Origin of the sequence: Nonomuraea fuscirosea, from assembly GCF_035917475.1 — a bacterium.
Classification (GTDB): Bacteria; Actinomycetota; Actinomycetes; order Streptosporangiales; family Streptosporangiaceae; genus Nonomuraea; species Nonomuraea fuscirosea.
In genome coordinates, this window is record NZ_CP109074.1 from 10,852,737 (window position 1) to 10,877,334 (window position 24,598).

Annotated in this window: 26 protein-coding genes; 11 read left to right on the plus strand and 15 right to left on the minus strand. The window is 71.6% G+C overall.

Features of this window, described 5'->3' with window-relative positions; genetic code table 11:
- Window positions 1-34 precede the first annotated feature (34 nt).
- Together OIE67_RS49985 and OIE67_RS49990 are read left to right on the plus strand one after the other, a co-directional pair.
- A complete protein-coding gene (locus tag OIE67_RS49985) occupies window positions 35-604 on the plus strand; it encodes a CGNR zinc finger domain-containing protein (RefSeq protein WP_326645733.1) in 570 nt (189 codons plus the stop codon).
- Between the two features lie 100 nt (window positions 605-704).
- Window positions 705-2,768 carry a serine/threonine protein kinase gene (locus OIE67_RS49990; RefSeq protein ID WP_326633905.1) on the plus strand — a complete coding sequence of 688 codons (2,064 nt, stop codon included), beginning with the start codon at window positions 705-707 and terminating at the stop codon, window positions 2,766-2,768.
- 24 nt (window positions 2,769-2,792) lie between these two features.
- Here the strand turns inward: OIE67_RS49990 and OIE67_RS49995 are convergent, their stop codons facing one another.
- Window positions 2,793-3,926: a sialidase family protein gene (locus OIE67_RS49995; protein ID WP_326633907.1), complete on the minus strand. Its 1,134-nt coding sequence runs from the start codon at window positions 3,924-3,926 to the stop codon at window positions 2,793-2,795.
- 127 nt (window positions 3,927-4,053) lie between these two features.
- On the opposite strand from OIE67_RS49995, the gene OIE67_RS50000 reads away from it, so the two are divergent.
- Entirely contained in the window at window positions 4,054-5,037 is a 984-nt protein-coding gene (locus tag OIE67_RS50000) for a helix-turn-helix domain-containing protein (RefSeq protein ID WP_106241347.1), read from the plus strand.
- A gap of 63 nt (window positions 5,038-5,100) precedes the next feature.
- Here OIE67_RS50000 and OIE67_RS50005 read toward each other — a convergent pair whose 3' ends face one another.
- Window positions 5,101-6,198 (minus strand): winged helix DNA-binding domain-containing protein, encoded by a 1,098-nt coding sequence (locus OIE67_RS50005; protein WP_326633910.1) that lies wholly within the window; start codon window positions 6,196-6,198, stop codon window positions 5,101-5,103.
- A gap of 62 nt (window positions 6,199-6,260) precedes the next feature.
- Window positions 6,261-6,683 carry a VOC family protein gene (locus OIE67_RS50010; RefSeq protein WP_326633911.1) on the minus strand — a complete coding sequence of 141 codons (423 nt, stop codon included), beginning with the start codon at window positions 6,681-6,683 and terminating at the stop codon, window positions 6,261-6,263.
- Between the two features lie 105 nt (window positions 6,684-6,788).
- Here OIE67_RS50010 and OIE67_RS50015 point away from each other — a divergent pair, with 105 nt between their 5' ends.
- The gene (locus tag OIE67_RS50015) at window positions 6,789-7,895 is read left to right on the plus strand and encodes a helix-turn-helix transcriptional regulator (RefSeq protein ID WP_326633913.1); all 1,107 of its coding nucleotides are present in this window, start codon (window positions 6,789-6,791) and stop codon (window positions 7,893-7,895) included.
- On the opposite strand, the gene OIE67_RS50020 is transcribed toward OIE67_RS50015, so the two are convergent.
- The gene (locus OIE67_RS50020) at window positions 7,783-9,117 is read right to left on the minus strand and encodes an acyltransferase family protein (protein WP_326633915.1); all 1,335 of its coding nucleotides are present in this window, start codon (window positions 9,115-9,117) and stop codon (window positions 7,783-7,785) included. The genes OIE67_RS50015 and OIE67_RS50020 overlap by 113 nt on opposite strands.
- Before the next feature lie 194 nt (window positions 9,118-9,311).
- On the opposite strand from OIE67_RS50020, the gene OIE67_RS50025 reads away from it, so the two are divergent.
- Window positions 9,312-10,100, plus strand: a complete 789-nt coding sequence (locus OIE67_RS50025) for an FHA domain-containing protein (RefSeq protein ID WP_326633917.1) — start codon at window positions 9,312-9,314, stop codon at window positions 10,098-10,100.
- Between the two features lie 71 nt (window positions 10,101-10,171).
- Window positions 10,172-10,765 (plus strand): hypothetical protein, encoded by a 594-nt coding sequence (locus tag OIE67_RS50030; protein WP_326633919.1) that lies wholly within the window; start codon window positions 10,172-10,174, stop codon window positions 10,763-10,765.
- Window positions 10,766-10,822: 57 nt separating this feature from the next.
- On the opposite strand, the gene OIE67_RS50035 is transcribed toward OIE67_RS50030, so the two are convergent.
- From OIE67_RS50035 to OIE67_RS50055, 5 genes are all read right to left on the minus strand, one after another.
- Complete coding sequence (locus OIE67_RS50035) at window positions 10,823-11,041, minus strand: hypothetical protein (RefSeq protein ID WP_326633921.1); 219 nt, start codon at window positions 11,039-11,041, stop codon at window positions 10,823-10,825.
- A gap of 37 nt (window positions 11,042-11,078) precedes the next feature.
- Entirely contained in the window at window positions 11,079-11,837 is a 759-nt protein-coding gene (locus OIE67_RS50040) for a class I SAM-dependent methyltransferase (RefSeq protein ID WP_326633923.1), read from the minus strand.
- A 22-nt stretch (window positions 11,838-11,859) separates the two neighbouring features.
- On the minus strand, window positions 11,860-12,291 hold the full coding sequence (locus OIE67_RS50045) for a cupin domain-containing protein (RefSeq protein WP_326633925.1): 432 nt from the start codon (window positions 12,289-12,291) through the stop codon (window positions 11,860-11,862).
- Between the two features lie 106 nt (window positions 12,292-12,397).
- Complete coding sequence (locus tag OIE67_RS50050; protein ID WP_326633927.1) at window positions 12,398-13,153, minus strand: SDR family oxidoreductase; 756 nt, start codon at window positions 13,151-13,153, stop codon at window positions 12,398-12,400.
- Between the two features lie 130 nt (window positions 13,154-13,283).
- Entirely contained in the window at window positions 13,284-13,643 is a 360-nt protein-coding gene (locus OIE67_RS50055; protein ID WP_326633929.1) for an ArsR/SmtB family transcription factor, read from the minus strand.
- Between the two features lie 53 nt (window positions 13,644-13,696).
- On the opposite strand from OIE67_RS50055, the gene OIE67_RS50060 reads away from it, so the two are divergent.
- Window positions 13,697-14,464, plus strand: a complete 768-nt coding sequence (locus OIE67_RS50060) for an SDR family NAD(P)-dependent oxidoreductase (RefSeq protein ID WP_326633931.1) — start codon at window positions 13,697-13,699, stop codon at window positions 14,462-14,464.
- Between the two features lie 55 nt (window positions 14,465-14,519).
- Here OIE67_RS50060 and OIE67_RS50065 read toward each other — a convergent pair whose 3' ends face one another.
- The 4 genes from OIE67_RS50065 to OIE67_RS50080 form a co-directional block, all read right to left on the minus strand.
- The gene (locus OIE67_RS50065; RefSeq protein ID WP_326633933.1) at window positions 14,520-15,068 is read right to left on the minus strand and encodes a YciI family protein; all 549 of its coding nucleotides are present in this window, start codon (window positions 15,066-15,068) and stop codon (window positions 14,520-14,522) included.
- An 88-nt stretch (window positions 15,069-15,156) separates the two neighbouring features.
- Entirely contained in the window at window positions 15,157-16,551 is a 1,395-nt protein-coding gene (locus OIE67_RS50070) for an ABC transporter substrate-binding protein (RefSeq protein WP_106241380.1), read from the minus strand.
- Between the two features lie 26 nt (window positions 16,552-16,577).
- Window positions 16,578-17,420, minus strand: a complete 843-nt coding sequence (locus tag OIE67_RS50075; protein WP_106241382.1) for a carbohydrate ABC transporter permease — start codon at window positions 17,418-17,420, stop codon at window positions 16,578-16,580.
- Window positions 17,417-18,322: a carbohydrate ABC transporter permease gene (locus OIE67_RS50080; RefSeq protein ID WP_245955939.1), complete on the minus strand. Its 906-nt coding sequence runs from the start codon at window positions 18,320-18,322 to the stop codon at window positions 17,417-17,419. The genes OIE67_RS50075 and OIE67_RS50080 overlap by 4 nt, the downstream gene beginning before the upstream one ends.
- A 257-nt stretch (window positions 18,323-18,579) precedes the next feature.
- Between OIE67_RS50080 and OIE67_RS50085 the strand changes: the two genes are divergently transcribed.
- A complete protein-coding gene (locus tag OIE67_RS50085) occupies window positions 18,580-20,034 on the plus strand; it encodes a serine/threonine-protein kinase (protein WP_326633937.1) in 1,455 nt (484 codons plus the stop codon).
- Between the two features lie 17 nt (window positions 20,035-20,051).
- Here the strand turns inward: OIE67_RS50085 and OIE67_RS50090 are convergent, their stop codons facing one another.
- Entirely contained in the window at window positions 20,052-21,581 is a 1,530-nt protein-coding gene (locus OIE67_RS50090; RefSeq protein WP_326633939.1) for a PQQ-dependent sugar dehydrogenase, read from the minus strand.
- A gap of 493 nt (window positions 21,582-22,074) precedes the next feature.
- Between OIE67_RS50090 and OIE67_RS50095 the strand changes: the two genes are divergently transcribed.
- Complete coding sequence (locus OIE67_RS50095; protein WP_106241391.1) at window positions 22,075-22,464, plus strand: hypothetical protein; 390 nt, start codon at window positions 22,075-22,077, stop codon at window positions 22,462-22,464.
- 313 nt (window positions 22,465-22,777) lie between these two features.
- Entirely contained in the window at window positions 22,778-23,101 is a 324-nt protein-coding gene (locus OIE67_RS50100) for an STAS domain-containing protein (protein ID WP_326633942.1), read from the plus strand.
- Between the two features lie 6 nt (window positions 23,102-23,107).
- Here OIE67_RS50100 and OIE67_RS50105 read toward each other — a convergent pair whose 3' ends face one another.
- Window positions 23,108-23,437, minus strand: coding sequence for a cupin domain-containing protein (locus tag OIE67_RS50105; RefSeq protein ID WP_326633944.1), 330 nt, complete (start codon window positions 23,435-23,437; stop codon window positions 23,108-23,110).
- A gap of 70 nt (window positions 23,438-23,507) precedes the next feature.
- On the opposite strand from OIE67_RS50105, the gene OIE67_RS50110 reads away from it, so the two are divergent.
- Window positions 23,508-24,458, plus strand: a complete 951-nt coding sequence (locus OIE67_RS50110; protein WP_326633946.1) for a GlxA family transcriptional regulator — start codon at window positions 23,508-23,510, stop codon at window positions 24,456-24,458.
- The last annotated feature ends 140 nt before the right edge of the window (window positions 24,459-24,598 follow it).

Sequence of the window (24,598 nt, forward strand, 5' to 3'; positions counted from 1 at the left end):
GGACACTACGACGCTAGGAGTGACCAGTCAAGTGATGTTCGATAGTCACGTGGCGATCCTGCTCGACACCGCCGCCGCGCTCGTGAACGTGCTGACCGACGGCGGCGACCGGGGCAGGCCGTACACGGCACCCAGGGCGGACGCGCTGCCCGAGGCGATCGGCGCCGTGCTGCCTGGTGAGCCGGCGGTCTCCATGGAGGAGGCCCTCTACCTGGCCGGCACCACGCTCAAGGTCCGGCGCGTCTTCGAGGCCATGGACGGCGGGCGCGACGACGACGCGGCCGGGATCGTCAACGCGCTCGTCATCAGCACGGGTGCCCGCCCTCAGCTCAACCGGGTGCCGGGCGAGCCCTGGCAGATGCACTTCCACGGGGCCGACGACACGCTGTCGGTGGGGTGGAGCGCGGGCTTCGCCTCCGCGCTGACGCTGGCCATCGGCAGCGACCTCGGCGGCCGGCTCGGTGTGTGCCAGGCCAAGGGGTGTGACCGTGTGTACGTGGACGTCTCCCGCAACGCGGTGCGCCAGTTCTGCTCCCGCTCCTGCCAGAGCCGGACGAAGGCGGCCGCCTTCCGCGCCCGCTCCGCCGCCCGCCCACCGGCTTGAGCAGCCTCCGATCTGATGCGCCCCGGTGTGCCGCCTGATCTGACGCGCCCGTCTTCGCCGTTGTTTGGTTTCGGGCGGAGATGGACGACACAATTCCCTCATGTCGCTGTACGCACCACTCAAACCAGAGGACCCCAGGCGGCTCGCGGACTACGAGCTTCTGGGCAGGCTGGGAGAGGGCGGACAGGGCGTCGTGTACCTGGCGGCGTCCGAGTCGGACCAGCAGGTGGCGATCAAGTTATTGCGCCCCGAGGTCTCGTTCGATCCGGACATCGTCCAGCGTTTCCTGCGTGAGGCGCGGGTGGCCGAGCGGGTGGCCGCGTTCTGCACCGCCCAGGTCCTGAGCACCGGCGTTGAGGCCGGTCGGCCGTACATCGTCAGCGAGTACATCGAGGGCCCGTCGCTGCGGCAGGTGATCGAGAAGGACGGGCCGAGGACCGGGGGCAGTCTGCACCGGCTGGCCGTCAGCACGCTCACCGCCCTCGCGGCCATCCACCAGGCCGGCATCGTGCACCGCGACTTCAAGCCGTCCAACGTGATCATCGCCCCCGACGGGCCGAGGGTGGTCGACTTCGGTATCGCCCGCGCCCTCGACGCCACGTCGACGCTCACCTCGTCCGTGATGGGGACGCCCGCGTACATGTCGCCTGAGCAGTTCCTCGGGCAGCCGGTGGAACCGGCGGCCGACCTGTTCTCCTGGGCCTCGACCATGGTCTACGCCGCCACCGGGCGGCCGCCGTTCGGCGACGACAGCGTGCCGGCCGTGCTGGCCAGGATCCTGTACAACCCGCCGGAGGTGCCCGGCTTCGACAGCCCGCTGCGCGAGGTGGTGATCGACTGCCTGAGCAAGGATCCCACCCGCCGGCCCACCCTCGACCAGGCGACCCGCCGTCTGCTCCAGGGCCCGGCCGCGGCCTCCGGGCCCGCGCGGGCGGGTCGCGCCTCCATGCCGGGTCCGGCGAGCACCGCGGCGCCCGCCTCCGGCCGGCCCGCGTCCACTTCCCCGCCGTCCGCCCCATCGGCGTCGTCGGTATCGTCGCCGGACACCTTGCCGCCGTCCGCCTCGCCCCCGTTCGTCCTTCCGCAGGCTGCCTCGACGCCGGCCGGTTCGTCGCCGTCCACCTCGCTGTCGTCGTTGTGGCACACCACCGCCTGGCGCCGGCGCAGGAAGAGCGTGCTCGCCGCGCTGTCGGCGGCGGCCCTGGTCACGGTCGGCGTGACCGTCCCATGGGGCCGGCTGGGCGCGACGAACGCCTCGTCCACGCCCCCGCCGGCGCGTCCGTCCGCCTCGGCGCAGCTTCCCTCCGGGCGGCCCCTGCCGGGCACGAGGACCACCGTGTACGAATACCCGGACCAGCCCATCGCGCTCACCAGCTACCAGCTGGACGTCACCGACGACGACGTCAGGGTCTACCTGCCGACGACGTCCGGCCTCTTCGATTACCACTCCGAACTCATCGAGGGTCTCGTCTCGCCCGACGGCCGTTACGTGGCGACCAGGAAGTCGACGTACGATGACGACGGCTACGACTCGGTCACCGTCATGGAGCGGAGCACCGGGCGCAGGTTCACCCTCAAGAGCGTGAAGGAGCCGCAGGCGGGGACGATGGTGGAGTGGTCGCGGGACAGTTCGCGCATCCTGCTCAACCTGAGCCGCACCAGGAACGACGAGACGCGCTACTCCGGATTCGCCATCATCGACGTCGCGAAGAAGACCATCAAGAAGGTCGAGCCCACCGACGAGTACACCGCCACCTCCGCCTTCACCTGGGACAACAAGGACCGGGGCGTGGTGAACGAGCGCAAGGGGGTGATCCGCTTCTTCGACGAGAACGGGAACATGGATCACGCCCTGCTCGGCGTCGGCGCCCGCACCGAGAAGACCTGGGACGACTTCTCACCCTCCGGCGCTCTCGTGCTCACCGACTGCCCGAGCGGCGGCTACTGCATCTCGGACGTCGTGACCGGGAAGACCGCGCACCAGTTCAGGACCGAGTGCGCGGACCTCCTCGGCTGGTACGACGACGCCCACCTCTACTGCTACGCCAAGGTGGCGCAGAAGGGGACGATCCAGGTCATCGACTTCACGGGGAAGTTCGTCCGCAAGCTCGCGGACACCGACGACTACCCCCGGCTCACGTTGACGTACACCGAGAAGACGTGAGCCGGAGGTCCGCACCCGCCGCCGTCAGGACTCCTCGGCCAGACCCAGGTACATCACCTTCGGGTTCGACGGGTTGAACGCGATCGAGGTGACCCGGTCGTGCGGGTTGTGGTTGATGGTGACCCGGCCGCGCAGCGCGTCGTACCGGTAGAGGTCGGTGCCGAGGTTGGACCAGCCGGTGCCCCACGCGAAGTAGAGCACCAGCGGGTTCTTCGGATGGGCGGCGAGCAGCGGGCCGTTGGGCAGGGTGATCCCGTCGCCCTGGTCGACGACCGGGGTGAAGTGGTGGCCGCCGTCGAACGAGCGGTAGATGTGCCGGCCGTCGGACGGCACCTGCTCGTCCTTCTCCGCCAGGTCGAGGCCCATCGCGTACACGACGTTCGGCGCGGCGGGCGAGATGGTCGCGCTGAACACGTTGACCCGGGTGCCGGTCCTGCTCAGGCCGGTGGCGGCGCGCCAGGTCCGCCCGCCGTCGTAGGTCACGCGGGCGCCTTCGGTCGCCACGCCCAGCACCACGTGGTTCAGGTTGTACGGGTCGAACGCCGCCGTGTAGATCATCAGCAGCTCGGTCTCGGGGAAGGCGGGCCGGCCCACGGGCTTCCAGGTCTGCCCGCCGTCACGCGATTCGCGCAGCTGCCCGTCGCCGTCCGCCACCCGCAGCCGGTCGCCGCGCAGCGGGTCGACGCCGAGCCCGGCGACGTCCTCCGCCGGTGCGGTGAGCGGCGTGATGCCGTCGGGCGTGACCAGCGACAGGTGGCCGTTCTGGTCCCAGGCGTAGGCCCGGCCGCCGCGGGCCGCCGTCAGCGTGAGGTTGGCGCCGTTCACCTGGCCCACCTGCGTCCAGCTGCAACCGGCGTCCTTCGAGGTCAGCAGCACGTTGTTGGACAGGGCCAGCAAGTGGTCGGGACGGTCGAGCGCGACGAGGCCACGGGTGTAGACGACGGGCTTCGGCGCCTGGCTGGTCGGCGTGAGCGTTTTGCCCTCGTCACGGGTGAAGGTCACCGTCCCGTCGCCGGTGACCGTCTCGCAGCGCGGCTGGTGCCAGCGGCCGAAACCGTCAAGGCCGGCCGCCGCCGGGTCGTCGGCGGCCACGGCCGGCGTCGCCGCCGACAGGACCGCGAACGCGGCCGCGACTCCCAAGGTGATCATCTTTCGCACGACTGCCTCCATGACAGGCTCAAACGGGAACATCCCGTCGTCCGTCCTACCGGGCGGAGAATCGCCTAGGCTAGGCAAAGCACTGGCAGATTTGTGACATTTCATGAAGAGGACACAGCCACAGACGATGAACGCCGACGACAACGCACTCTCGGCCGTCGGCGTCGACGCCGACGACGAACGCGTCTACCGAGACCTGCTCCGCCGCCCGCGCGCGACCCTGCCGGAGCTGGCCGAGCACACCGGCCGCACCACCGTGGCGCTGCGCCGGGCCTTCACCCGGCTGGAGGCGCTCGGGCTGGTCAGCCGCATGGCGGGCCGCCCGGCCCGGTTCCTGGCGACCAGGCCCGACGTCGCGGTGGCCGCCCTCATCTCGCGCAGGGAGGAGGGCCTGGCCCAGGCCAGGCTGGCCTCGATCGCGCTGCTCGCCGAGACGCCGCGGACGGAGAACCAGTCGCCGGAGGAGCTGGTCGAGGTCGTCCAGGGCCAGGCGGCCGTGGTGCAGCGCTTCACGCAGTTGCAGCAGACCGCGACCGAGGAGCTCCTGGTGCTGGACCGCCCTCCCTACGCCCAGAACCCCACCGAGCAGAACGCCGAGGAGATGAACCGGCTCGCGCACGGCGTCCTCGTGCGCGGCATCTACGACGTCTCCGCCCTGGAGATCCCCGGCAAGCTGCGCCTGGCCCAGGAGGCGGCGGCGGCCGGCGAGCAGGCCAGGATCAGCCCCGAGGTGCCGATGAAGCTGGCCATCGCCGACCGCAAGAGCGCGATCCTGCCGCTGAGCACCACCGAGCCGGCGCACGCCGACAGCGCGGTCATCGTGCACTCCTCCACGCTGCTCGACGCGCTCGTCACGCTCTTCGAAGTCCTGTGGCGGGCGGCGCTGCCGCTGCCGTCCGCCCCCTCCACCGGGCATCCCGAGCTGCCCGATCCCGAGCTCTTCACCCTGCTCGCCGCGGGGCTCAAGGACGAGGCGGTGGCGCGGCAGCTCGGGGTGAGCCTGCGCACGATCCACCGGCGGGTCAGCGAGCTGATGGACCTGCTCGGCGCACGCACCCGCTTCCAGGCCGGCCTGCTCGCCGCCCGCCGCGGCTGGCCCGACTCGGCCTGATACGCCCCGGGGCTCGACCGTGACGCCGAGCAGAACCAGCACTGAAGCCGGTCAGGGGGCCGGTCAGGGGGACGCGGTGACGCGGACGCGGTCGGAGGCGCCGTCGGACAGGAACGACGCCATCGACCGGCCCTCCTCGGCCACCGCTTCCCGCTCTTCCCGGGAGAGCCGGCCCAGCGGGGTGACGGTCACGGTGTCGTCCTCGACCTGCCAGGTCGCGGCCACCCGGCCGTCCACGAGCGCGACGCGGGCGCCGCTCACCGACAGGTTGCGGTGCGCGTCGTCGATGATCCGGCCGCGGTCCTGGTAGCCGAGGATCGCGTTGTCGAAGGCGGGCAGGAACCGTACCGGGGCGGGGGTGCCGGGGTCCGGGCGCGGCGCGTCGGGCAGGTCCAGCAGTTCCCGGCCCCGTTCGTCCCGGAAGGAGATCAGCTCCGCGCGTACGGCGGCCACCGCGACGGGCAGCCCGGCCAGGCCGGACCAGGCCCGCAGGTCGGCCGTGGTGGCGGGCCCGAACGCGGCCAGATAGCGCCGCACCAGCTCCTGCCCGACCGGGTCGGCGCCGTCCTGGGCCGGCGGGTCCAGTTCGCGTCCCAGCCAGGCGGCGATCGGGACGTAACGCACCCCCGCCTTCTTGCGCCACAGCCCGCGCGGCGGCAGCTGCACCGTCGGGATGAGGGCGGCGGCCAGCATCTCGCCCAGCGGCCGCGGCCCCGGCGCGGGCCAGCGCCCGGCCACCGCCCGCGCGAGCTCGCCCATCGAGCGGGGCTCGCCGTCGGCCATGACCGCCAGGCCCGCCGCGGCCAGCTCGTCGAGGTCCACCCCGGCCAGCTCGCGGCGGTAGGTCCCGAGGACCCGCTGGCGCAGCATGCCGTCGTGCCGCGCCCGCCAGGCCACGACGTCGTCGGCCGTGAGGAGGTGCACCGTACGGCGCATGAGGTGCGTGCGCACCACGCGGCGCTCCGTGACCAGGTCGGACAGCGCCGCCGGGTCGAACGCGCGCAGCCGCGACCAGAGCCCGACGAACGGCTCCTGCGGCTCCTGCGCCTGCAGCCCGCACACGTGCGCGACGGCGTCGAGCACCGGCAGGCCGGAGCGATCGAGCAGTAACTGCCGGGCGAGCGTCGCGCGGTTGAGCGCCCGGGCGCTGAGGACGCTCATGCGCGAGCCTGCGGATCGAGAAGCCGCGTGGTCATGGTGGTTCCCTCCGGTATCTGTGCGTTTCAGCCGTGGTAGGTGCTGGCCACGTTGACCGCCCAGACCACGCCGAAGCGGTCCTTGAGCATCCCGTAGAGCGGCGCCCACGGCGAGGGCTCCAGCGGCTGCACGACGTCCGCCCCTGCGGACAGCTTCTCCCAGTACGCGGTGATCTCCTCCGCGCTCTCGCCGGTCAGCGAGACGAAGAAGGAGTTCTCGCCGCGCTCGTACGGCATGGCCGCGGGCACGTCGTACGCCATCACGTGGAAGCCGTTCGCGGCGGCGACCTGGCCCCACATCACGTGGTCCGCCTCGGCCGGGTCCGCCACGCTGCCCGCGTCCTGGTACGTGACGATGCCGAGGTCACCCCCGAACACGGACCGGTAGAACTCCAGCGCCGCGCGGGCCTCGCCACGGAAGTTCACATGAAGAACGGACTTGACTGACATATCGCTACTCCTGAGCCTTCAGCGGACGCCGGGGTGGCGCCCGCAAGGAACTCTCACAGGAGTAGCGGCCAGGTTGTGGCCTCTACTTGCGGCAGGATGGAATTCGTGCCGAAAACCTCAGCGCGCCTGCTGGCCCTGCTCTCCCTGCTCCAGACCCGCCGGGACTGGCCGGGAGCGCTGCTCGCCGAGCGGCTGGACATCAGCCCGCGCACCGTGCGTCGCGACGTCGACCGCCTGCGCGAGCTCGGCTATCCCATCGTGGCGTTCAAGGGCCCCGACGGCGGATACCGGCTGGAGGCCGGTACGGAGCTGCCGCCGCTGCTGTTCGACGACGAGCAGGCCGTCGCGCTGACCATCGCGCTGCAGATGGCCACCGGAACGGGCGCCGGCATCGAGGAGGCCGCGTCCCGCGCGTTGCACACCGTCCGGCAGGTCATGCCCGCCCGGCTGCGGCACCGGATCGACACCTTCCAGGTCACCGCCGTCGACCGGCCCACCTCCCGGCCGGACGTCCAGGTCGACAGCGGCGTGCTCATGACGCTGAGCGCCGCCGTCCACGCCCGCGAGGTGCTGCGCTTCGACTACGCCCGCGCATCCCCCGACGCCAGCCCGTCCCAGGACACCGACGCATCCTCCGGCGGCGGCTCGGCCTTCGCCCGCGGCTCGGCCTCCGGCGGTGGCGAGACGGAGCCGCCGCGCCGGGCGCAGCCGCACCACCTCGTCACCTGGGGCGGGCGCTGGTACCTCATCGCCTGGGACCTCGACCGCGCCGACTGGCGTACCTTCCGCGCCGACCGCATCACCCCCCGCACCCTCTCAGGCCCCCGCTTCACCCCGCGCGAGCTGCCGGGAGGCGACGTGACCGCGTACGTGACCAGCAAGTTCCGCGGCTCGGGCGGCACCGGCGACTGGCCCTGCCAGGGCGAGGTGATCCTCGGCCTGCCCGCGGCAGAGGTGTCCCGCTACGTCCGTGACGGGCTCGTCGAGGAGCTCGGCCCCGGCCGCTGCCGGCTCGTCATGGGCTCGTGGTCGTGGCCCGCCCTGGTCGCCGCCATCGGCAGGTTCGACGCCGACATCGAGGTGGTCGGCCCGCCCGAGCTCAGGGACGCGTTCGCCCGCCTGGCACGACGCTACGCAGGCGCCGCAGCCGGTCGGAGCGGGCCAGACGCCGGCCCACCCCCTGTCCGGGCAGCTCGATGTAACGGTGACTGACGAGGGCACAGGCGACCACCGCCGCCAGCAGCACCCAGAACCAGGTGATCCGCCAGCCGAGCGGGACCGGCACCGGATCGGGGATCGACCGCCGCAGCACCTGGATCAGGAGCGGATGCAGCAGGTAGACGGAGTAGCTGATCAGCCCGAGGCGCACGATGAGGGCCGGCCAGACGGACGACCGCAGCCGCCGCCCGATCAGGAACGTCAGCCACGCCGCCGCGACGGCGGTGGACCAGCTCCACCGGAACGCCACCGCCTGCTGGTGGGCCATGGACCAGCCGGGCCCGAACCAGGCCGCCGCGCCGACGGACACGACGGGCACCAGCCCGATCAACCACCCCGTCACGCCCCGCCGCACCTGCCCCTGATCCAGCCGGTAGAGCGCGGTCCCGGCGAACATCGTGGCGACCACGGCCAGGCTCTGCCAGGCGCCGATCCGGCTGTTGACCACCAGCAGCACGAGGGCCATGCCGGCCACGGCGACCGCGCCGCAGAGCCGTACACGATGGGCTCCGGCGAGGACCGCGGCCAGCCCCGCCACCATCACCCCGGTCACGACCAGCACGACGACATCGGAGCCGAAGGCGCGCGACAGGGCGCCGGCCGGCAGCAGACCGCCGACGAGCACGCCCGCGACCGCGACGGCGAGCACGCCGGTCGTGCGCACGCGCCGTGCCCCGACCACGAAGATCGCCGTCACCAGCAGGTAGAACACCATCTCGTACGACAGCGTCCAGAACACGTTGACGACGCTGACCACCTGGAGGAAGTCCTGGAGCATGGTCAGGTGCGCCAGCCCGGCCAGCACCGGATGCTCGCCCAGCTGGTCGGGCAGCTCCGTGTAGACGGGGACGAGCGCGAACGCGGTGCCGATGACCGCGGCCACCATCCACAGCGGATAGATGCGGAACACCCGGCCGATCCAGAACCGGGTGACGCTGCCCCGCCGTTCGAGCGAGGCGGGCACCACGTAGCCGCTGATGATGAAGAACAGCATGACGCCGTACTGGCCGAAGTCGAACCAGGGGCTGGCGCCCGTGCGGACCTCGGGGAAGAGGGGGTCGAGGAGGTGTTCGAAGAGCACGGCGAGCACGGCCAGCCCGCGCAGGGCGTCCAACCAGGTCTGCCGGCGGGCCGGCGGGGCCGCCTGGGCCGTCCTGGTCGGGTGTCCGGTCCGCAGCTCACCGCCGTCTTCACGAGCGGCCAGGTCGATGGGCATCGTGTCAGGCTATGCGGTCAACCTGAGCGAAACCTTGGGGTCTGCTCAGGCAGCATGGACGAGCGTGCGCTTGCGGCCGGAAGGCGTTGTCAAGTTCACTGGTCAACCGCCGATTCCAGCCGGTTGACACGTGTCCGGCGGCTGTGGCTACATCGGGACGAGCGCGGATCTTCCCCGCAGGACCGGAGGCAGCGATGTCGCGAACGGCCGTACTCAAAGTGATCTCGCCCTCGGGCGAATCCCATCGATACGACCTGACGCGCACGCAGTACACGATCGGCCGCGCCGTGGCCGACCACCGCCCCGACATCGTGCTCGAACCAGACCCGCAGGGCTGGATCAGCCGGTTGCACTGCATCCTCGACTACGAGCACGGCCGCTGGTGGGTGACCGACCACGCCCGCAACGGCACCCTCATCGAACGCGACGACACCCCCGGCGGGCCGCAGGCGGTGAGCGGGCGCCAGATGCTGCACCACCAGGACACCCTGCTGATCATCGGTGACATGGCCGACGGCGACATCCCGCAACACTGGCGGCTGGTCTACATCGACGCCGACGAGCGCACCCTGCCCGCCCACCAGTGGTACACCACCACCACTCCCGCGCGGCTCGACCTGCCCGCGCCACGGTCCCGGCTGCGTTACGACTGGGTGGCCAGCCGGGCGTACCGGGTGGACCAGACCGGCGCCGAGACGCTCATCGAAGGGCTGCGCCCCAAGGGTCACCAGCTGCTGCGCTTCATGGTCGGCCGCGGCCGCAGCCAGTCCTCCGACGAGGTCGCCTGCGACCACGCCGAGCTCATCACCGCGTTGTGGGGCCCGCGGGAGGACTGGCCGGTGGGCCGCACGTACGACAACTCGGACGTCGCCGCCGTCGTGTACGCGGTCCGCAAGTGTGTCGAACCCGAGCCGGGCAACCCGGTCGTCCTGGAGACCGTCCCCACCCTCGGCTACCGCCTGCACATCCACCACGCCAGGTGACCCGGCCGCGAGGACGAATCTACGCATTGCGTACGCTTTGTCGCTGACGTTGCCGTGATGGAGGGGAAGCGATGACCGCGCGCGTACAGACCGGCGGCGGGATGAGCACGCGCGTACGGATCAGCGTCGCGCTGGCCGTGTGGGGGCTGCTCTACAGCGCCTACCGGGCCTACTACGCGCTGGGCGGGACCGCCGGCATGTTCGGCACGCCGGTCTCGCAGACACAGTGGCTGGCGATCAACGCGGTCGGAGCCGGAATCCTGCTCGTCGCCGCCGTGCTGCCGCCGGCGACGCTGCCGCTGTGGCGGCACCGGTCCGGACGGCGCGCCATGCTGGCCCTCTGCTGGGTGGCGGCGGTGGGGTGCGTCATGCACGCCCTGGTCGACAGCGTGCAACGAGCGTTGAGCCTGGCCGGGTTGCTGCACATCGAGCTGCCGTTCTGGCGCACCCTCGACCGGCGCACGGCCGACCTGCAGGATCTGCTGTTCAACGAGCCGTGGTTCCTGATCGAGGGCCTGCTGTGGGCGGCGCTCGCGCTGACGAGCCTGGACGCGGGAACGCAGCGGCGCCGGTGGCTGGCCGGCGCCGGGATCGCGGTGGCCGTGCTCACCGCGATCGGCCTGCTGAGCGCGACCGGGGTGATCGGCACGTTCATCGTCGGATAGGAGGATCGGACTCCTCAGCCGTCATGGAGGGTCAGGACTCTCGGCCGTCATGGAGAGTCAGGCTCCTTGGCCGCCGTGCCCGCCCTCCAGTTCCTCCGCCGCGTCGATCAGGCCGCGCAGGCCGATCTCCTCGCGTTCGACGTCCGTCGGGTCGAACAGCCAGTCGGTGACCGGCAGCTCCATCTCCTCCTCGGGACGGCTCGCCTCGGCCGTGATCAGCTCGATCTCGACCTCGGCCCGCAGCTCGTACAGGACGTCGTCCTCGCCGTTCGGCACGTTCATCTCCTACTTCAGGGGTGACTTCGAAAGGGGGTCAGGCGGGCCGGCTGACCGCGTGGATCAGCCGCACCGCGATCTGGCCGGAGGCGAACAGGCGGGCGAAACGTTCGCCCTGGTGGGCGGCCAGCCGGAAGGCGGGGTCGGTCCGGTGGCGGCTGGCCACGACCGCGGCGACCTGCTCGGCCCGTCGCGTCCAGGACAGCGGCGCGCCGGTCTGCTGGTCGATCTGCTCGACGACCTCGAACCCGGCCCCGGCCAGCAGCCCGAGCAGCTCGCCGCCGGTGGGGAAGTGGTTGCCGTCGGGTGCGGGCAGGACCTGCGGCCCTCTGGCGAGGACCACCAGCAGTCCCAGGGAGGCGCCGGGCGTGAGCACCCGGTGGATCTCGGCCAGCATGGCCGCCTTGTCGCGCACGGTGCAGAGCACTCCCAGGCACCAGGCCGCGTCCACCGACGCCGTACGGAGCGGGATGCGCCGTCCGTCGGCCGCGACGACCGGCAGCCCGAACAGCCGGACGGCGGCCCGGCCCGCGGCCGGCATCGGCTCCAGCAGGATCGGCGCCACCCCGAACCGCTCCGCCGCCCAGGCGGCCGGGCCGCCGGCTCCCGCGCCCACGTCCAGCAGCCTGATCCCCGGCGCGAGCTCGCACGCCTCGGCCAGCCAGGCCAGCGCCGCCGGGCTCGCGCTGCCACGGCAGGCGGCGGGAATGGCGTGGCGCTCACCGAGCTGTTCGACGGCCTCGGCGGTCCAGCCGGGGACGTCGTCGAACTCGGCGGACATCGCCGATGCGCTCACAAGGCGCCTCCTGGCCGGGTGCTCAGGCGGGACGGGGAGCGCGGCGGTCCCTGCGCTGGGCCAGCTCCTCCTCGTCCACCAGGGCGAGCATCGGCTTGCCCGGCTCGCACAGCATGGTGACGGTGAACCGGACCCGCATGTCGTCGCGGTTGTTGCCGTCCTGGTAGTGGATGACGTCGCCGCCCGGCTCCCAGAACACCTCTCCCGCCCGGATCACCCGCTCGGGCTCGCCTTCCAGCTCGAACCGCATCTCGCCCTCCAGCACGTACCCGAACGCGGGCCCCGAGTGGCGGTGCGGCGGCGTGCCCGGGTCGCCGGGCGGGTACTCGATGACGATGGTCATCGCGTGCGCCCCGGCCGGGATGAACGGCGGTTCGACCTCCTGGAGCAGGGTCAGCGCCGACTGCCAGGCGGTCGAGCGCGGTTCGCGGGTCTGCGATGGGTTGTCGGACATGAGATTCACCTTTCGTTGCGGCCCGTACGAGCCGGTCGGCTCATGGCGAAGGCCGGAGAGCCGGCGCCGCGGCGCGAGCGGCGGTCCTGGGCGAGCGGCGGTCGCTTCAGCGGCCGGTGGCGTCGCGGCCGGGCCAGTCGGCGTAGCGGATCGTGCCGAGCGTCGCGCCGTCCTCCGGCACCAGCGACCGCTCCTTCAGCTCCGCGCCGAAGTAACGCGCGTGCGGGTCGGTGACCACCTGGCGCGGGTCGCCCCAGCCGGCCAGCGTCTCGCGGAAGAACTCGTCCATCCGGAACAGGTCGGGCCCGGCGATCTCGATCCGGCCGTTCAGCGGCCGGCCCACCGCGACCCGGCCGACCGCGGCGGCGACGTCGTCGCCCGCGATGGGCTGGAAGAGCACGGGCGCGATCCGTACGGTGTCGTCCTGCGTGGCCTCGTCGGCGATGCCGCGGACGAACTCGAAGAACTGCGTCGCGTGCACGAGCGAGTACGGGATCCCCGACTTCTGGATCAGCTGCTCCTGGGCGATCTTCGCCGCGAAGTAGCCGTTCTCCGGCATGCGCTCCGTGCCCACCACCGACAGGGCGACATGGTGGCCGACCCCGGCGTCCGCCTCCGCGGCGAGCAGGTTTCGGGTGGAGGTCTCGAAGAACTCCATCACCGCGGCCGGCTCGAACGACGGCGAGTTCGACACGTCGACCACGACCTGCGTGCCCGCCATCGCCTCGGCCAGCCCTTCGCCGGTGAGCGTGTTGACGCCGGTGCGCGGGGAGGCCGCCACCGCCTCGTGGCCGTGCTCGCCCAGCTTCGCCACCAGCTTCGACCCGATCAGGCCGGTCCCGCCGATCACGACGACCTTCATGACATCCCCTTTCTGCCGCCGGGGCATCTTGTGCCCTCCGGTCGCCAGCTAAGACAGGACGCCTTCCTCACTTGTGACAGCCGCCGTTAAATTCTTCGCAAGACACCCCAGAAGCGACAGCCGCTCCCGTTCAGGAGACGGCGGCCCGGGGGGATTCCTGCACGCTCACCTGGAGTCCGACGTCCTGCTCGTCGGCCGCGGTCAGCACCGCGCGGAGCAGGCCGGGGAAGCGTTCCCGCAGGTCATGGACGCGTAAGGTGACGAAGCAGCGGGTACCCTCCTGCCGGGTGCGGGTCAGCCCGGCATCGCGCAGCACGCGCAGATGGTGGCTGAGCGTCGACTTGGCCACCGGCGCCCGCAGTTCGCCCCACCCGCGCTCGCGTCCGTCGGCCAGCACCCGCACCAGCCCGACCCGGATCGGATCGCTGAGCGCTCCCATGACCGCCGTGAGCGAGATCTCGCCGACTTCGGGGTGGTGCACCTGTCTCATTTGTCCATGGTAGCTTGTTCGACATTTCACGAACATCGAACAATGAGGGTGACATGACCGCACAACCCATCACCCATGAGCGGGAACGCGTCGCGATCGTGACCGGGGCCGGCTCCGGGATCGGCCGCGCCACCGCGCTCGCCCTGGCACGCGCCGGAACGCACGTCCTCGGCGTCGGACGCCGCACCGAGGCCCTGGAGCAGACCGCCGCCGCTCACCCCGGCATCGTCGCCCTGCCCGCCGACATCACCGCCGACGGGGTCCCACGGGCCGTCGTCGAGGCGGCCGTCGATCGCTGGGGCCGGCTGGACGTGCTGGTCAACAACGCCGGCGCGACCGCCGTCATGTCGCTGGCCGACACCGACGCCGAGCGCGTCACCGGCCTGCTGGCCCTCAACGTCGTCGCGCCCAGCCTGCTCGCCCAGGCCGCGCTGCCGCACCTGCGGGCCGGCCGGGGCACGATCATCAACGTCTCCAGCACGTACGGCCATCGCCCCCTGCCCGGCGCCGCCCACTACGCCGCGAGCAAGGCCGCCGTGGAGCAGCTGACCCGCAGCTGGGCGCTGGAGCTGGCCTCCGACGGCATCCGCGTCAACGCCGTGGCCCCAGGGCCGACGGAGAGCGAGGCCCTGAGCGCCGCCGGGCTGCCCGAGGCGACCGTGGAGCAGATCAAGCAGGACGAGGCCGGCCGCATCCCGCTCGGCCGCCGCGGCCGGCCGGAAGAGGTCGCCGCCTGGATCGCCCACCTCGCCGACCCCGCCGCCACCTGGATCACCGGCCAGATCCTCACCGTGGACGGCGGCCTGGACCTCACCGGCTGACGCCCGGCGTCGCCGTGCCGGTCACAGGAAGGCACTGTGCTGTGGACGTCCAGGGTCAGGAGCGGCCGCCGAACTGCCAGTTGTGCACCTCGATGTCCGCGTACCGGTCGGCGGTCAGGACGGCACGGGCCGTGTCCGGGTCCGGGGCCAGGACCAGCGCCGCCGTGCCCAGCCAGGCGGTCCCGTCGTCGGACGACAGCGGCCCGTAGGCGATCAGCGCGTCCTCGCCGGGCGGCGGGGCCAGGTCGGCGGGCTCTCCCGCGCCGAGGCCGAGCACCAGGTAGCGGTTGCCGCCCTCCCGGCCGCCGGGAAAGTCCCACATGGTACGGCCCAGCGTGTTGCGCCACCGTCGCAGCAGCACGTCCCGGTACGCGCCGGCCTGGTAGTTCGGCTCGTCGAAGGCGAACGCGCGGGCGGCGGCGGGATCGGGCAGGTCGACGACGTGCACGCTGCCGGTGGGCGTCTCGCCGTCGTCGGTCATGGTCGGGCCCCGGGCGATCAGCTCCTTCGCGTACCGGTCCATGTAGCTCCAGTGCGCTTCCACCAGCTCCTCACGCAGGGGCAGCGAGCCGGTCCGGTCACGGTGGTAGCAGAAGAACCCCATGCCGCGCAGTCTCCCACCCGCCCGGCCACCCGCGTCCGTGCGCGGGCGTCCCCCTGCAGGGACACCCGCGCACCAGCCACGTCGGCGGTTACTGCCCGACGTTCGCGTTGTACTTCTGGATGGCAGACTGCAGCCCGGTCGCCGCCGTCTGCATCGCCTGCTCCGCCGACGTCTTCGGCTCCTGGCCCTCGCCCGCCGGCACGGCCTGCTCAAGCCCGACCTCGGCCGCCTTCCTGGCCTCGGGCATGATGCCGAGCAGGCAGCCCGACGTGGCCGCCGACGGCTGCTGCGAGCGCAGCTGGGTCACCGCGACCTGGAAGTTCGGGTTGTCGTTCGACTTGGCCTGCGGGTTGACCGGCACGTAACCCGTCGCCGCGTGCCACTTCGCCTGCTGCTCGGGCGTGTTGGAGAACTTCACGAACTCCCAGGCGGCCCGCTTCTCCGCGTCGCTGTGACCGGCGGCGTTGATCCACAGGGAGGCGCCGCCGATGATCGTGCCGCCGCTGGAGGAGGCGGACGGCTTGGGGAACGGCGCGGTCTTCAGCTCGAACTTGCCCTCGGCGGCCGCGGTGTAGCCGCCCAGCGCGGAGGTCGACTCCAGGTGCAGCGCCACGGTCCCGGTCTTGAACGCGTTCTGGGCCTGGTCGGTGGGCCGGCCGGTGTTGGTGGCGTAACCCTCCTTGACCAGCGTGCCGAGCCACTGGGCGAACTTGGGCCCGGCGCCGGTGCCGAAGTTCACCTTGGTGGCCAGGCCGTTCCTGCCGTTGCCGTTGTCGCAGTACTCGGCGCCGTCCTGGGCGGTCAGCTGCTCGACGAACCAGCCGTAGAGCGCGGCGTTGAAGCCGTACTGCTTGACCGTTCCGCCCTCCTTGACGGTGAGCTTCTTGGCCCATTCGCCGATCTCGTCGAGCGTCGCCGGCGGCTTGTCCGGGTCGAGCCCGGCCTTCTTCACGGCGTCGGCGTTCATGTAGAGCAGCGGCGCCGAGGAGTTGAACGGCATCGACCAGAGCTTGCCCTTGATCGTGTAGTAGCTGGCGATGTTGGGCTCGATGTTGGCGTTCTGGTCGAACTTGTCGGCCTCGATGAACTTGTACATCGGCACGACCTGCTGGGCGTCGTACATGAAGCGTGAGCCGATGTCGTAGATCTGGACCAGCGGCGGCGTGGACTCCTGCTGGACGGCCTGCTTGTACGCGACGACCATCTGGTCGTAGTCGCCCTTGAACACCGGCTTGACGGTGATCTTGGGGTTGGCCTTCTTGAAGTCGTCCACCATGGCCTTGATGGCGAGTTCGTTCTTCTCCTTCATGGAGTGCCAGAACTCGATCTCGACCGGTTCGGTGATCGCGTCCGCGCCGGGCGCGGTGGCGGCCTCACCGCCTTCGCTGGAGCCGCCGTCGCCGCCGCAGCCCGCCAGGGTGAGGGACAGCGCGGCCGCCGCGGCCAGTGCGCCGCGCGTCCGCCGGGATCGGGGTAGTGCCATGGGGGAACTCCGTTTCTGATTCACGATCACTTCACCGCGCCCGCGGTGAGCCCGCGGATGATGAAGCGCTGTCCGAAGATCACCAGCGCGAGGGTGGGGATCAGCGCGAGGGTGACTCCGGCCAGGATGAGCGTCGGGCTGGACGACTCGGCGTCGTTCAGCATGGACACGCCGATCTGCAGCGTCTTGTACTGGTCGTCGTTGCCGAGGATCAGCGGCCAGAAGTACTGGTTCCACGTGGTCATGAACACGTAGACGCCGACCGCCGCGATGGCCGGCTTCGACAGGGGGAGCAGGATCCGCCACAGGAACCGCAGGTGCCCGCAGCCGTCCATCACCGCGGCGTCGCGTACCTCGACCGGGAACTGCAGGAACGACTGCCGCAGCAGGAACGTGCCGAAGGCGTGGGCCAGGAAGGGCAGCGTGAGGCCGAGGTACGTGAGCGGCCCCTTGGTCAGGCCCAGGTCCGAGATCAGCAGGTAGTTCGGCAGGATGATCGCTTCCCACGGCACCATGAGCGTCACCATGAACAGCGCGAACATCGCCGTCTTGGCCCACATCCGCAGGAACGCGAACGCGTAGGCGGCCAGGACGCTCGACAGGAGCTGGCAGATGGTGACGATGCCGGTCTGGATCGCCGAGTTGAGGTACTGCCTGGCCAGCGGGATCGTGTCCAGCGCCGAGGTGAAGTTGCCGAGGTCGATCGCCGTCGGCAGCAGCTTCGGCGGGTAGCTGGCCAGGTCGCCCGGCGTCATGATGCCGCCGACGAACGCGTAGTACAGCGGGAAGACCACGGGGATGGCGCACACGATGAGCACGAGATAGACGATGATCTTGCTCGTGACTGAGGAGGTGGCGGATCTGCTCATCGGTAGTGGACTTTCCTTTCCAGCACGCCGAACTGGATGCCCGTACAGACCAGCACGATCACCAGCAGGACGATCGCCGCGGCGCTGGCCGTGCCGAAGTCGGAGGAGCCGTAGCTGAAGGCCTTCTCGTAGATCCAGTAGACGAGCGTGGAGGTGGCCCCGTCGGGGCCGCCCTTGGTCAGGATGTGGATCTGCCCGAAGCTCTGCAGCGCGTGGATCGTGGAGATCACGATGAGGAAGAAGAGCTGCGGCGACAGCATCGGGATGGTGATCCGGCTGTGCAGCCGCCATCCGGTGGCGCCGTCGAGCCTGGCCGCCTCCACCACCTCGGTCGGAATCGCGCCGACACCCGCCGAGAGCACGAGGACGTTGTAGCCCAGCGTCATCCAGACCGTGGTGATCGAGATGGAGATCAGCGCCAGGTCCGGCTCGGTGAGCCAGCCGATCCGGTCCACGCCGAGGTAGCTGAGCACGCCGTTGGCCATGCCCACGGCCGGGTTGTAGATCAGCGCGAAGATCACCGAAGCGGTCGCCACCGAGAAGGCGAACGGCAGCGCGAACACCGTGCGGAACATGCGCTGCCCGCTGATCCGCGACTCCAGCAGGAGCACGACCACGAGAGCCCCGGCGATGGCGGGAACCACCGTGAAGAGGACGAAGAGCGCGGTCGTCCCCAGCGCCTTGAAGAACCCGGGATCGCCGAACATGGCCGTGAAGTTGTCGAGACCGACGAACTTGTTGGCCCGGCCGATGATGTCGGTGCCCATCGTGGACAGGTAGAAGGTCCTGCCCAGCGGGTAGAAGACGAAGATCGCGAACACGAGCAGCGAGGGCGCCAGGTACAGCAGCGATAACCGGCGCTCGCCCGTCGGTCCCCGTTCCCTGGTAGCGCGGGCTTCCATCGTCGTGCCGTCCTACTTTCGTTCACAGGTCATTCACATTCGTGCTTGCTGGATTCTGCCTACCCAGGTCAGCTTGCGGTAGGTCTGACCAGTGACCTCACAACGAACGTTCGCGGAACGTTATCCGCGACGGCCCTCCTGACCTGGTGCGCTGTGCACGTTCGGGGGCGACCTGGCGGGCTTCTTGTTACTCTCGTGGCCGGTCGGCTACCTCACGTGACGACGCGGCCGCTCGGGCCCACAGGGAGGCGGATGAGGTGGATGGAGAGCCGGGAAGCAGGTTCGGCGCGCGCTTCCGCGTGGCGGAGGAGACGTCCGTCGCCGAGGGCAGGGGCAGGGTGCTGTTCGCCTACGACGAGGAGCTCGGCCGCTCCGTCGTGCTCAAGCGCACCGATCCGGCCGAGGCGCGCGCCCTGGCCGGCCTCACCCACCCGCACATCGTCACCGTCCACGACGTCCTGACCGTCGGCGAGGGCTCCTGGGCGGGCACGTGGCTGGTCCTCGAACGGATGCCGAACGGCAGCCTGTCGGAGCGGACGTTCGCCCCCCGGGAGGCGGCCAGGATCGGCGCGCAGATCGCCGACGCGCTGGCGGCGCTGCACCGCAAGGGGCTGGTCCACTGCGACGTCAAGCCCGCCAACATCGTCATGGACGCCGAGGGCACGGCCAAGCTCACCGACTTCGACGCCGTGTGGCGGATCGGCGGCGTGGAGACGATCTCGCCCGACCGGCCGATCTCCTACACGCCCGACTACGCCGGGCCGGAACTCGTCGGCGGACGCCCGGCCGCGGCCTCCGACGTCTTCTCCCTCGGCGCCACCGTCTACGCCCTGGTCACCGGCCACCCACCCCGCCCCTGGGCCCACGGCGGCGGCTCCGGCGCGGCCGCGCGCCGAGCGGACGGCGGCCGTTCCGGTGCCGCCTCGCACGAGGCGGACGGCGGCGGGTCCGTCGACGACGCGCGGATCGTCGGGCGGGCCGCGCACCACGGTGTCGTCGAGATGGCGGCGGACGTCGGGCCGTTACGCCCGGTGCTGGCGGCGATGCTGCGCGCCGAGCCGGAGCGACGCCCGGCCGCCGCCGGAGCCCGCGACGCCCTGCGCGACGTCGCCGATCCGCCGCCGCTGTGGCGCAAGGCGCGCGACACGGCCGTACGCGGGTGGCGGGCGCTGGTCGCACGCCGGTGGCCGGTGCCGGCCGGGGCCGTGGCCGCCCTGGCGCTGGCCGGGTCCGCGACCGTCTGGCTCACCGGATCCCCGGCCACCACCGCCCCACTCCCGCTGTCCGCCTCACCGTCCCTCTCACCGTCCCTCTCACCGCCCGTCTCATCGCCCGCCTCGCCGCCCGTCACACAGCCCGTGACGCGGTCCGGCTCGCCGCCCGCCTCTTCGCCGTCCGCGGGAAGCGAGGCGCGGATCGTCGCCTCCAAGGGCGCGCGGACGACCTACGGCAGGAGCTGCCGCGAGAACTGCGCCTTCGTCGAGTTCCTGGCCACCGGCCTCAAGCCAGGCACCGAATACCATTTCCAGCCGTACACCAGCAATTGGGGCGCGTTCAACCCGGGCGCCGACCTGAGCGCCGACGAGAACGGCGAGCAGCACAGCGACGACAGGTTCCCCTGCAACGCCACCGGCCAGCAGGTGTGGATCGTCGCCGAAGCACCCGACGGCCACCGGATCGTGTCGAACAAGGTCACCTGGACCGCCGGTTGAGCCGGTAGCGGAGCCGCTCAGCGGACGACCGCGCAGGCGTCCCGGTTGAGCGAGAACCGGGCCGGCGGCGACGCGTCGCCCGTGTGGCTGACCAGGTAGCCCAGGGTGACGCTGCCACCCGGGGCGATGGAGCGGTTGTGGCCCGCGTCGGCCGCGGTGATCATGTCTCCGCTCTGGGTGAGGTCGGTGTTCCAGTCCCCGATGACGCTCTGCCCCCGCGCGAGGGGGAAGCGCAGCGTCCAGCCGTCGATCGGGGTGGCGCCGGTGTTGGTCACGGTGAGGTCGACGGTCATGCCGCCGCCCCAGGTCCGCGTGGTGTACGCGATCCGGCAGGCAGGCTTCGCCCGTTCGAACGAGACGCGGTGCAGCCCGCCGGGCAGGTCGTTCACGACGTAGAGCTCGCCCTCAGGAGTCGCGCCGAACGCGGTGACCTGCGTGGGCGTCTGGCCGATCTCGGCCTGGGCGTAGCCGCCGGAGCCGTCCTCGCGCAGCGCCCACACGGTGGAGTAGCAGTAGTCGGTGGCGAGGTAGGTGCCGCCGACCAGGTCGGCGAACTGCTTGCCGCGATACACCTGCCCGCCGATGACCGCGCAGCCGCCGGTGTGCGGGGAGTAGGTGAAGACGGGCGCGGTGTACGCGGCTCCGGTGCGGCACTGGGCCTGGTCGAACACCTCCAGCCCCTCGTAGCAGGACCAGCCCAGGTTCGCCCCGGCCTGCCGTCCCTTCCGCAGGTGGTTGATCTCCTCCCACCGGCCCTGGCCGACGTCGGCGACCCACATCGAGCCGTCGGCGTGGTCGACGGAGAAGCGCCAGGGGTTGCGCCCGCCGTAGAGCCAGATCTCCCCGCGCGCCCCCGCCACGCCGGCGAACGGGTTGTCGGCGGGAACGCAGTAGGCCAGCTCGCCGCAGCTCCTGCTGACGTCGATCCGGATGATCTTGCCCAGGAGCGTGTCCACGCGCTGGCCGCTGTCGAACGGGTCACCGGCGCCGCCGCCGTCGCCGATGCTCATGTAGAGGTGACCGTCGGCGCCGAAGGTGATCTGGCCGCCGTTGTGGTTGCTGTTCTCGGCGTGCTCCTGGGCGAGCAGGGGTTCGAGGCGGGCGTCGTCCAGCCGGTACCTGGCCAGGGTGACCGCGCCGTCCGGCAGCGCGGTGTAGGCGAGATACAGGTCCTGGCTGGTGGCGAAGTCGGGGGAGAGGGCGATGCCGAGCAGGCCCCGTTCGTTGCCGGATTCGTCCACGGAGGCCGTGATGTCGATGATCGGCGTCTGCGCCAGGCCGGTGTCCGGATGGTAGACGCGTACCGTGCCGCGCTTCTCGGTGATGAACAGCCGCCTCGTGCCGTCGTCGGGGGCGGCGATGGCGGTGGGGCGGCGCAGCCCGAACGCGACCTGGGTGGTGACCGCGTTGATCTCCTCCAGCGGCACCGTGGCGGCGGGCGAGGTGGGCGAGCCGGTCGCGGCGGCGACCGATGGCGGGCTCAGCGGGGAGAGAAGTGGCAGGGACAGGGCGAGCAGCACGGGGGCCGCCCAGCGTCTTCCTGGCATGTCGAACTCCAGACCGGGGCATCGTCGGGATCCGCAGACCGGACGGTATAAGCTCACCCGCCGCCCCAACCAGATCCGCGATCACCGCGTCCGCCCGGTGCGCCGGCCCCGGGCCGCTGACCTGTGACGATGCGCGCACGCCCATGCCGGGCCCGGCGCCGATCGATGAAACGTACATTCGCCGCTTACCGCCCGCCCGGGTTCGCGCGCCCTGCCGGGGCCCGCGTCCGACGACATCGGTTCGCCCGCCGCCCGTGTGGGACAGGGGCGCGCGGGAGCGGGCGGCGTATGGTGGGTGGACTGGGATCTTCCGCCTGCCCGACAACGGCGTCGGCGTCGCCCCGGCCGCACCCGGCCTCTCCTAGCACGACGCCCGCTTCCTGGCCGAGCACCTCCGTACCTGCCGGCGCACCACCTCGACGAAGGGACACCGACCATCGCCATTCCTGCCGTTCCCCCGTCCGAGGAGCCGGCCCGGCGGGTACGCCCCCACGTGAGCGAGGCGAAGCTGAGCGCACGCGGCCAACCGGCCCCCGACGCCGTCCGCTGGACGTGCCCCCACGGACGTCACGCGGCCAAGGGCTGCGTCGCCTGCTACGAGGCCGCGACCGAGGCGGACCCGGCGCTGCCGTTGTGGCGGATCGCGGTGTGGTTCACCTCGGAGCGGCCGATGCCGATCAGGGTGCTGAAGGACGTGCGCCGTCACGGCCGCCACTTCGCGCTCGACCAGCCGTCCACCCCGCTCGTCTATCTCCTCAGCGGCCAGGCGCGGGCCGCCACGAGCGCGGAGGCCATCGCCGGCCTGGTCGGTTTCCTGGTCGGCAACCGGCACATCGTCGACGCGTTCACCGTCACGGAGATCCGCGCCGTCATCGCCCCCTGACCGGCGCGGCGCACCGGGCCCCAAGGGCCGCCGGAAGGCCATGAGGTAGACTGAAGCCACCGAGGACAAATCGAGCGTCGGCACTCAGGTCAGCGTCGCCCCGGCGAACCACACCATCGGCCCCTCTCAGCGGGCCTGGACAGGGTGAGCGACCATGACGCCGAAACCGATCCGCGCCCACCGCTCAGCGGTGCCACGTCCGCGAACTCCCCGATCGGCTCTGGGCCAGGGCCGCCACGAGAGCATCGCCGTGCTGCCGGACGGCCGCTCCACCACCGACTTTTCCCTTCCCGTCGTTCCGAAGAGGAGACGAATGACCGTCATCGAAGCCGTAGCGCCGCTCGAAGCGAGCACCCCCAAGCCCACCGTGGTCCACCTGTCGGGTGACATCGACATCTTCAACACCGCCCAGCTGCGCCAGCGGCTGTTGAACACCCTGAGCCACAGCACCAGCAGCCTCGTCCTCGACCTGTCCCAGGTCACCTTCTGCGGCGCCGGCGGACTGGGCGTGCTGCTCGGCGTACAGGCCCGCGCCCGCGCGCTGGGCATCACGCTGACCCTGGCCGGCGTGCCCCCCTTCATGACCCGGCTGCTGCACATCACCGGCCTGGCCCGCCACTTCGGCCGCCCGGCCTGAGCGGCCCTATCCCTCCGGGTAGAAGAGGAAGAGCGTGCATCCCGTGGTCGTCTGCGGGACGTGCGAGGAGCCCGCGGGTGCGTGGATGAACGTGCCGGCGGGGTAGTCCCGGTCGCCGTCGTTGAAGACACCGGAGACCACGAAGACCTCCTCCGGGCCCGGGTCGTGCACGTCGATGCCCTGCCAGCACGTGTTCGCGTCCATCTCCAGCACGTACGCCTTCGCGTCGCCGGCGCTCCACAGCGGGCGTAGCCGGATGCCGGGGAAGAGCTCCCTGACGGGGGCGTCCTGGACGGCGGACCACACGTAGGCGTCCGCCTGCTGTTCTGTCGTCATGGTGCCAGCCTGGCGAAAGGTGGCCGCCCGGCCGAGTGTCAGGAAAGACATCATGAGGTACTTTTCTGACATGCACCGGGTAGTGGCGCTGGTCCGGCCACCACAGTCCACCTTCGAGCTCGCCTGCGCGGCCCAGGTGTTCGGGATCGAGCGGGCCGGGCTGCCCACCCGGTACGCCTTCGGTGTGTGCACCGAGCGTCCCGGGCCGGTCGAGACGCACGCCGGTTACGACATGCTCGTGACCGATGGGCTCGACGCGCTCGACGGCGCGGACACCGTGATCGTCCCCGGCTGGCTGCCGGCCACCGAGCCGCCCTCGCCGGCGGTCGTCGCGGCCCTGCGCCGGGCGCACGCGCGCGGGGCGCGAATGGTCAGCATCTGTTCGGGCGCCTTCGCGCTCGCGCACGCCGGTCTGCTGGAGGGACGCCGGGCCACCACGCACTGGGCGCTGGCGGACCAGCTCGCGGCGCGGTTCCCGTACGTACGGGTCGAGCCCGACGTCCTGTACGTGGACCACGGCGACGTCGCGACCAGTGCCGGCGCGGGCGCCGGCCTCGACCTGTGCATGCATCTGGTCCGGCACGACCTGGGCGCCCGCTACGCCGCGCACGTCGCGCGCACCATGGTGATGCCGCCCCACCGCGAGGGCGGCCAGTTGCAGTACTCGGCGCCCGCGCGTCCCGCGCAGATCGACGGCACGCTCGCGCCGCTGCTCGACTGGGTGAGCGGGCGGCTCTGTGAGGCGGTGAGCGTGGAGAGCATGGCCGCGCACGCGGGCGTCTCGGCGCGCACCCTGACCAGGCGTTTCATCGAACAGCTCGGCATCAGCCCCGGGCAGTGGCTGCTGTCGCGGCGCGTCGCGGCGGCCCAGGACCTGCTCGAATCCTCCGATCTGCCGCTGGACGCCGTGGCCAGACGCGTCGGTCTCTCCTCGGCCGTCAACCTGCGCCGGCGCTTCGTCAACCTGCTCGGCACGACGCCGGGCGCCTATCGCAGGACGTTCCGCGCCAAGCGGGGCTGAGGCGGCGGGGCTGTCCCCCGTGCGAGCTACCGGCGATTGTCCACCGTGCGGTGACGCTGACGGGGCGGCCGGATCCGTAGCGTAGCGGCATGGCCGCCGCGCTCCGGCCGGATCCCACCGCCGTGTGAACCGTCCCGGTG